Below are 7,922 nucleotides of genomic sequence, written 5' to 3'. Positions count from 1 at the left end.
GCATGGATGCCGCGGCCAAGCCCCCAGGGATGGGTTCACGGCGTCCCCCGCGAACCCAATCCGCCCCGCCAAACACGGCAGAAACCCAGAGCCGCCTTTGACGTTGCCGTTGCCTGCCGCAGGCAGCGCCGCGGCCGCCGCCGCAGAGAAAACCCCTCAGATCTTCTTCGCTAGCGCCTCGGCCAGACCGGTATAGCTGCCCGGGGTCATCTCCAGCAGCCGCTGCTTCGCATCCGCCGGCAGCTCCAGCCCCTGTACGAACGCCCGCATCGACTCGGCGGTGATGCCCTGGCCGCGGGTCAGTGCCTTCAGCTGCTCGTACGGGTTCGGCAGGCCGTGGCGGCGCATCACCGTCTGCACCGCTTCGGCCAGCACTTCCCAGGCCGCATCCAGATCGGCGTCCAGGCGCTGCGGATTCACCTCCAGCTTGCCCAGTCCCTTGGCCAGCGAGTCCAGCGCCACCTGGCTGTGGCCGAAGGCGGTACCCAGCGCCCGCAGCACGGTGGAGTCGGTCAGGTCGCGCTGCCAGCGGCTGATCGGCAGCTTCGCGCTGAAATGCTCGAACAGCGCGTTGGCGATGCCGAAGTTGCCTTCGGCATTTTCGAAATCGATCGGGTTGACCTTGTGCGGCATGGTCGACGAGCCGACTTCGCCTTCCTTCAGGCGCTGCTTGAAGTAGCCCAGCGAGATGTAGCCCCAGATGTCGCGGGCCAGGTCGATCAGGATGATGTTGGCGCGGCGGGCGGCATCGCCGATTTCGGCGACGTTGTCGTGCGGCTCGATCTGCGTGGTGTACGGGTTGAACACCAGGCCCAGCCCGGTCACGAAGCGTTCGGCGAAGGCCGGCCAGTCCACGTCCGGGTAGCTGGCGACGTGCGCGTTGTAGTTGCCGACCGCACCGTTGATCTTGCCGGTCAGCTCGACCGCGGCGATCTGGCGGCGCTGACGCTCCAGGCGCGCCACCACGTTCGCCAGCTCCTTGCCCAGGGTGGTCGGCGAAGCGGTCTGGCCGTGCGTACGCGACAGCATCGGCTGCGCGGCCTGGGCGTGGGCCAGGCCACGCAGGGTGGCGGCGATGCCGTCGAGCGTCGGCAGCAGCACTTCGCGCCGCGCCTGCTCGAGCATCAGGCCGTAGCTGAGGTTGTTGATGTCCTCGCTGGTGCAGGCGAAATGCACGAACTCCAGTGCCGGCGCCAGCTCGGCGTCGTCCTTCAGCTGCTCCTTGATGAAGTACTCCACCGCCTTGACGTCATGGTTGGTGGTGCGCTCGATCTCCTTCACCCGGGCGGCATGGGCGGGGCTGAAACCGCTGGCCAGCGCGCGCAGACGGGCGGTGGCGGCTTCGGAGAACGCTGCAAGCTCGACGATGCCCGGCTCGGCGGCCAGCGCCAGCAGCCACTCCACCTCGACCGTGACGCGGGCCTTGATCAGGCCGTACTCGGAGAAGATCGGGCGCAGGGCATCGACCTTGCCGGCGTAGCGGCCATCGAGCGGGGACAGGGCGAGCAGGGCGGAATCGGACATGTCGGCAGGGCGGGAGCGAGCGGCGGGGCCGATATTCTACGACGCGTGGCCTTCGCATGCTTGGCAGCACCGGGCCACGCCGGGCGCAGGGAGGCTGCGCGCTGTCCTCGCCCGGCCGGGCCCGCCGCTCCCGATGGGCAACGGTGCCGCAGATGAAACGATCCGGCCCGCTTCCGTCATGCCATGCAACGGGCAAGAGAGTATCGTGATTGCCGCCGCCAGCCCGGGAAGCGACACCCTGCCAGCCGCCGCTTCCCTTTCCCCAACTGAAGTAGTGCGGAGTCGATGCAATGAGCAAAGCTGCAAGCAAGGGTGCCTCCCGGGCGTTCCGGATCGAACACGACAGCATGGGCGAGCTGCAGGTGCCTGCCGACGCCCTGTGGGGCGCGCAGACCCAGCGCGCCGTGCAGAATTTCCCGGTGTCCGGCCAGCGCATGCCGCGCGGGTTCATCCGTGCGCTGGGTCTGGTCAAGGGCGCCGCTGCCGGCGTCAACGCCGAACTGGGCCACCTGCCCAGGAACGTGGCCAAGGCGATCCAGGCCGCCGCCGCGGAAGTGGCGGCGGGCGACTGGGACGCGCATTTCCCCATCGATGTCTACCAGACCGGTTCGGGTACGTCCTCGAACATGAATGCCAACGAGGTCATCGCGACCCTGGCCAACCGCGCCGGCAAGGCCGGCAAGACCACGGTCCATCCCAACGACCACGTCAACCAGGGGCAGAGCTCCAATGACGTGATCCCGACCGCGCTGCGCGTCTCGGCGGTGCTGGCGGCGCACGAACAGCTGCTGCCCGCGCTGGCGCATCTGCGCAGGACCATCGACAGGAAGGGCCGCAGCCTGCGCAAGGTGGTCAAGACCGGCCGTACCCACCTGATGGACGCCATGCCGCTGACCTTCGAGCAGGAGTTCGGCGCCTGGTCGGCACAGCTGGCATCGGCACAGGCGCGCATCGAGGACAGCCTCAAGCGCGTCCGCCGGCTGCCCCTGGGCGGCACCGCCATCGGTACCGGCATCAATGCCGATCCGCGTTTCGGCGCTCAGGTGGCCAAGGCCCTCAAGCAGCACTCGGGTTTCAAGTTCGACAGTGCCGACAACAAGTTTGAAGGCCTGGCCGCGCAGGACGATGCGGTGGAGCTGTCCGGCCAGCTCAATGCGCTGGCGGTGGCGCTGATCAAGATCGCCAACGATCTGCGCTGGATGAATGCCGGGCCGCTGGCGGGGCTGGGCGAGATCGAACTGCCGGCCCTGCAGCCGGGCAGCTCGATCATGCCGGGCAAGGTCAATCCGGTGATTCCGGAGGCGACGGTGATGGCCTGCGCGCAGGTGATCGGTCACCACACGGCGATCACGGTGGCCGGGCAGACCGGCAATTTCCAGCTCAATGTGACCCTGCCGCTGATCGCGGTGAACCTGCTCGAAGGCATCGGCCTGCTGGCCAACGTGTCGACGCTGCTGGCCGACAGCGCCATCGCAGGCCTGAAGGTGCGCGAGGATCGCGTGGCGGAGGCGCTGGCGCGCAACCCGATCCTGGTTACTGCGCTGAACCCGATCATCGGCTATGAGAAGGCCGCGGCAATCGCCAAGCGCGCCTACAAGGAACAGCGGCCGGTGCTGGAGGTGGCGCTGGAGGACAGCGGCCTGGGCGAAGCGGAACTGCGGCGCCTGCTGGATCCGACGGCGCTGACCGCTGGCGGCATCCATGCGGGAGGCGGTGGCGGCGGTTGATCTGCCGAGCAGGCTTGCCGGGCCAATGAGAAACGCCGCCCTCGGGCGGCGTTTGCGTTCAGCGACGGTCGGCGACGATGTTGCCGAAGGTCTCGGTGTAGTCCTTGAACTCGGGGATGCGCTGGATCAGGTCGCCTGGAATGACGTCCATGCCCTCCGGCGGCTGGATCTTCACCGGCTGCATGTTCGGATCGGCCGGGGCGGCCACCAGCGTGTTCTGGCGCAGTACCTGCAGCTTGCCGAACATCGTCTGCAGCATCTGTTTCTGCGCATCGTCCAGCGGAATCTGGATCTCGTCCATCTTCATCGTGCCGTCGGCCAGGATGATGATGTTCGGTGCCGGTGGACGGCGCACGGTCACCATGCCTTCGCTGACGGAGATCTTGGGCTTGCCACGCTCTGCGCGGTGGTTGCGGTAATCCTGGTCGCAGCCGGCCAGGCCCAGGCAGAACAGGGCAGCCAGCAGCAGAAACAGCTTCTTCATGACGATTCGATCGGGGGCATCCGGGGTGCCCATTGTAAGCCCGGTGGCGGGAGCGGGGACCCGCTGCCGGCCGGCTGCGCTGAAGTGTCTCAGTTGGAGAAGGTGACCGAGCTGTCCTTCCCGCAGTCGTCGACGTCGCTCTGGTCCATGCTGGCGTAGGGCTTGAAGGCCGGCAGTTCGCGGGCAAGCGCCTGCTGGCTGGCCAGCATCGCCGGCAGGCGGTCGCAGATGCGCTTGGCCTGCGCTTCGATCTTGGCGGCCTCGGCGTTGATCCGCTTCTCCACGCCTTCGCTGTCACCGCTGAAGATACCCTTGAGCGCTTCACCGGCAGCGCTGGCACCGAGCTTGGCACCGGCCAGGCCGACATTCATCCCGTCCGTCGCGATGGCGACCACGTGACCGCGGTACTCCAGCAGCTGGCGGCGCTGCGCGTCGTTGGTCGGCACATCCTTGCCGCCGATCAGCAGATGTCCATCCGGCGTGATCTCCGCGCGCGGCTGATTGTCGGCGGAGATCTTGATGTTGCCCTCAGTGATCTCCCTGCGGGCCTCATCCATGGCTTCCTGGACTTTTCTGCCAACGCCGCTGGAGGTTTCGGCGACGCTCTTGCCGACACTGGTGTCGGGCGCGGAAGACGTGCCACCGCAGGCGATCAGCGGCAGGCACAGCAGGGTGGCAGGCAGCAGGCGCATCAGGTTCATGGCATTCCCCTCGAATCGGTGGGTTGGGATTTACTTGTTGCGGGGCAGGGTGACCCTGCCGCTGACGTTGCGGTGCACGACGTCGCCGCTGCCGCTGTGATCGACGGTCAGGTTGCCGCGCACGCCATCGACGTCGACGTCGCCGGAGCCATGGCTGCGCACGTGCACATCGCCGCCGATGTCACCCAGGTCGATGCCCCCCGAGCCCACCACGCCGATCTGGACGCTGCCCTGCACGCGCTTGAAGTCGACGTCGCCCGATCCGACCGTGTCCAGGCGTGCGTTGCCACGCACGTCGCTGATCGTGAGGTCGCCGGAGCCGACCGTGCCGACGATCGCGTCGCCCCCGATGTTGCGCGCCTTGACGTCACCCGAGCCGAGCGACAGCAGGTTCAGTGCGCTGCCACCGTCGATCTCCAGGTCGCCGGAGCCGACGGAGGCATGGATGGTGCCGCGGGTGCCGCGCGCAACGGCGTCGCCGGAGCCGACATCCACACTCAGTGACTGCGCGTTGTCGATGCTGGCATCGCCGGAGCCGACCTTGAACTGCAGCGGCAGGTTGTCCGGCACGCTGCCGCGGATGTCCAGCCAGGCGTAGAAGTTGCCCAGGTTCAGGCCGGCACGGCTTGCGCGGCGCAGGCTGACCACCAGCTTGTCGCCTTCCCGGCGCTGGTCCAGCACCAGCTGGTCCAGCAGATCCTGGCTGGACGCGCAGGCACGGCCGTCGAGCTGACCGCCTCCACTGCGGGCGGTCACCTTCAGATCGAACTGGTTCACCTCGAACACCACCGCCTTGGCACCGGCCGCGTCCAGCTTCAACGTGCGTGCAGCGGTGAACTTGCAGTTGGGTGCATCGGCGGCCAGGGCCGACAGCGGCATCAGCAACAACGCGGTACAGGCGAGCAGGGAACGCATGGGTGGTGGCTCCGGTAAGGGGTCAGATTTCGCCGGCGCGGCGGCGCAGGCGGATGGCAAGGAAGATGAAAAGCGCGCCGAACGCAGCGCCGATCCACAGTCCCGGCATCGCCAGCGACTTCAGCTGCGCGACCGGGCCCATCAGCGCGGTGACCGATTCCAGGTCCGCACGCGAGTCCTGCAGGCCGGTGCGGTAGATCAGGTCCATGCCGGGCACGCCACTGAGCAGCAGGCGACCGACGACGTTCTGCCAGAACCAGCCGCTGGTGAGCCCGAACAGGGTCATGACCTTGGTGGTGGAGACGATGATCCCGGCGAAGAGCGGCAGCATCACCGCCCACAGGAACGGCTTGGACTTGGCCCAGGCCGAGCACAGCAGCAGCCAGCCGGCGGTAGGCAGCGCCCACAGGACGTAGACCGGAATCCAGGACAGGTGGCCGGCGGCCAGGGTCAGCGGGCTGGCCGGTCCCCAGATCAGGTTCATCGGGCTGCCACCGTGCAGCGCGGCCACCAGGCTGATGATGGCGAGGAAGCCGAACATGGTCAGGATGCCCGCGACCACTGCGATCAGCGGGGCGATCACCAGCGCGCTGATCACCTTGGAAAGCACGGTCTGGGTATCGGACAGTGGCAGTGATTTCCAGAACAGGATGCTGCGGTCGCGGCGGTCGTCATACAGCGCGCCAAGGCAGTAGAAGAACATCACGAACGCCAGCACCAGGAACGGCCAGGCCGAACTCAGCACCAGGGTCAGGTCGAGGCCGTTGCCCAGGTCGGCCATGTCCTTGGCACTGATGTTGCGGGTCAGCAGCGCCAGGTCCAGGCCGTTGATGTTCACGTCCTCGCCATCGATGTGCAGATTGCCGTCGCGCGCAGCCCGATGCAGGGCGAACAGGCCGAAGGCGATGCCCACACCGCTCATCAGCAGCGACACCACGCCGGCGATCACCGGCGCATAGAGGAACCCACCACGGTTCTCCCAGTATTCACGCTTGAGCAGCCAGCGCAGCGTGCCGGCGGGGCCGACGGGATGATTGACGGCGTTCATGCGTAGGTCCCCTTCATGACAGCGACGAACAGATCAGCCAGGCCCGGGCTGCGGGTCTCGCCAAGGGAGGTGAGCTGGTCACGCGGCACGCCGTCATACAGCAGCACGGTCTTGCCGAAAGCCAGGGCGCGCTCGTCGATCGGCTTGAGCGCACGCGCGGTATCGAGCTGCTCGGCGTTGACCAGCAGCTCGGTGTAGCGTTGGCCGACATCGTCCATCTCTGCGTCGAGCACGATGCGGCCGTCGCGGATGAACATGACGTCGCTGAGGATGTGCTCGATCTCTTCGACCTGGTGGGTGGTGACGATGATCGTCTTCTGCTCGTCGAAGTAGTCCTCCAGCAGGCGCTGGTAGAACTCCTTGCGGTACAGGATGTCCAGGCCCAGGGTCGGCTCGTCGAGCACCAGCACGCGGGCGTCGATGGCCATCACCAGGGCCAGGTGCAGCTGCACGATCATGCCTTTGGACAGTTCGCGCACGCGCTGCTTCGGCTGCAGCTTGGTGTTGGCCAGGAAGCGCTCGCAGCGGGCGCGATCGAAGCGTGGATGCACGCCGGCGACGAAGTCGATGGCCTCGCGCACCTTCAGCCAGCGGGGCAGCACCGCGACGTCGGCGATGAAGCAGATGTCCTTCATCAGCTCATCCCGATGAAGGCGCGGGTCGCGGCCGAGCACGCTGAGGTCGCCTTCCACCGTGGTCAGGCCGAGGATGGCCTTCAACGCGGTGGTCTTGCCGGCACCGTTGGGTCCGATCAGGCCGATGATCCGGCCCGCCGGGATGGTGAAGCTGGCATTGTCGAGCGCGACCGTGCTCTTGTAGGCCTTGCGCAGGCCGCGGGCGGTGATGACCGCGTCGCTTGCAGCGGTACTGGTGAGGCTGGCATTCATCAGACTTTCCCCTGGGTCAGCAATTCGTCGAGGCTCAGCCCCAGGCGCTGGATGCGCTCCAGGACGGCCGGCCATTCTTCATTGAGGAAGCGCTCGCGCTCGCTGCTGCGCAGCTGCGTGGCCGCCTGCTCGGTCATGAACATGCCCAGGCCCCGGCGCTTCTCGACCAGGCCTTCGTCAGCCAGTTCCTGGTAGGCGCGCGAAACGGTGATGGGGTTGAGCTGGTAGTCGGCGGCCACCTGGCGCACCGAAGGCAGGGCATCGCCCGGCTTGAGGATTCCGTCGAGCATCATGGCGATCACGCGCTCCTTCAGCTGGCGGTAGATGGGAGCGCCGTCGCTCCACTGGATGTCGCTCATGGTCAGCTCCGTGGGGTCAGCGGCTGTGCGAACGAGAAATACGGCATGGACAGGGAGCTGTGCAGCCGACGCGGGGGGGAGGGTGAAGCTTCCGGCGTCCCGGCCGTGGGAGTGGGCGCGTCCTGCGGGGTATCGGACAGAGAGGGGGCGGTGGGCGCGCGTGGCGAGGCCAGCCACGCCATCACCAGCAGGGTCGAAACGGCGGTGATCGCGGGAGCGGTGACGTTGCGATGCATCCGGGTGTTCATGGCATACCCCCTGTCTCAGGTGACTGGTG

The 7,922-nt window shown here is 67.3% G+C and carries 9 protein-coding genes; 1 reads left to right on the top strand and 8 read right to left on the bottom strand.

Annotated features, from left to right (window positions below; genetic code table 11):
* Positions 1-156 precede the first annotated feature (156 nt).
* Entirely contained in the window at positions 157-1,524 is a 1,368-nt protein-coding gene (gene purB, locus ACVOME_RS16450) for an adenylosuccinate lyase (RefSeq protein WP_128987758.1), read from the bottom strand.
* Between the two features lie 290 nt (positions 1,525-1,814).
* On the opposite strand from purB, the gene ACVOME_RS16445 reads away from it, so the two are divergent.
* On the top strand, positions 1,815-3,251 hold the full coding sequence (locus tag ACVOME_RS16445) for a class II fumarate hydratase (RefSeq protein WP_065182914.1): 1,437 nt from the start codon (positions 1,815-1,817) through the stop codon (positions 3,249-3,251).
* A gap of 58 nt (positions 3,252-3,309) precedes the next feature.
* Here the strand turns inward: ACVOME_RS16445 and ACVOME_RS16440 are convergent, their stop codons facing one another.
* The 7 genes from ACVOME_RS16440 to ACVOME_RS16410 all read right to left on the bottom strand — a co-directional run bounded on the left by ACVOME_RS16440 (position 3,310) and on the right by ACVOME_RS16410 (position 7,893).
* Positions 3,310-3,735 carry a hypothetical protein gene (locus ACVOME_RS16440; RefSeq protein ID WP_053515382.1) on the bottom strand — a complete coding sequence of 142 codons (426 nt, stop codon included), beginning with the start codon at positions 3,733-3,735 and terminating at the stop codon, positions 3,310-3,312.
* 89 nt (positions 3,736-3,824) lie between these two features.
* The gene (locus ACVOME_RS16435) at positions 3,825-4,436 is read right to left on the bottom strand and encodes a YggN family protein (RefSeq protein WP_053515384.1); all 612 of its coding nucleotides are present in this window, start codon (positions 4,434-4,436) and stop codon (positions 3,825-3,827) included.
* A gap of 30 nt (positions 4,437-4,466) precedes the next feature.
* Complete coding sequence (locus tag ACVOME_RS16430; RefSeq protein WP_053515386.1) at positions 4,467-5,351, bottom strand: DUF4097 family beta strand repeat-containing protein; 885 nt, start codon at positions 5,349-5,351, stop codon at positions 4,467-4,469.
* Positions 5,352-5,373: 22 nt separating this feature from the next.
* Positions 5,374-6,399 carry an ABC-2 transporter permease gene (locus ACVOME_RS16425; protein WP_180875577.1) on the bottom strand — a complete coding sequence of 342 codons (1,026 nt, stop codon included), beginning with the start codon at positions 6,397-6,399 and terminating at the stop codon, positions 5,374-5,376.
* Positions 6,396-7,286: an ABC transporter ATP-binding protein gene (locus tag ACVOME_RS16420; protein WP_065176059.1), complete on the bottom strand. Its 891-nt coding sequence runs from the start codon at positions 7,284-7,286 to the stop codon at positions 6,396-6,398. The genes ACVOME_RS16425 and ACVOME_RS16420 overlap by 4 nt, the downstream gene beginning before the upstream one ends.
* Positions 7,286-7,645, bottom strand: a complete 360-nt coding sequence (locus ACVOME_RS16415; protein ID WP_053515392.1) for a GntR family transcriptional regulator — start codon at positions 7,643-7,645, stop codon at positions 7,286-7,288. The genes ACVOME_RS16420 and ACVOME_RS16415 overlap by 1 nt, the downstream gene beginning before the upstream one ends.
* A 2-nt stretch (positions 7,646-7,647) precedes the next feature.
* The gene (locus ACVOME_RS16410) at positions 7,648-7,893 is read right to left on the bottom strand and encodes a hypothetical protein (RefSeq protein WP_065176058.1); all 246 of its coding nucleotides are present in this window, start codon (positions 7,891-7,893) and stop codon (positions 7,648-7,650) included.
* Positions 7,894-7,922 lie beyond the last annotated feature (29 nt).

The organism is Stenotrophomonas sp. STEN008 (assembly GCF_056760435.1).
The sequence above is the reverse complement of the archived record's forward strand: the minus strand, read 5'-3'. Positions and strand labels throughout refer to the sequence as shown.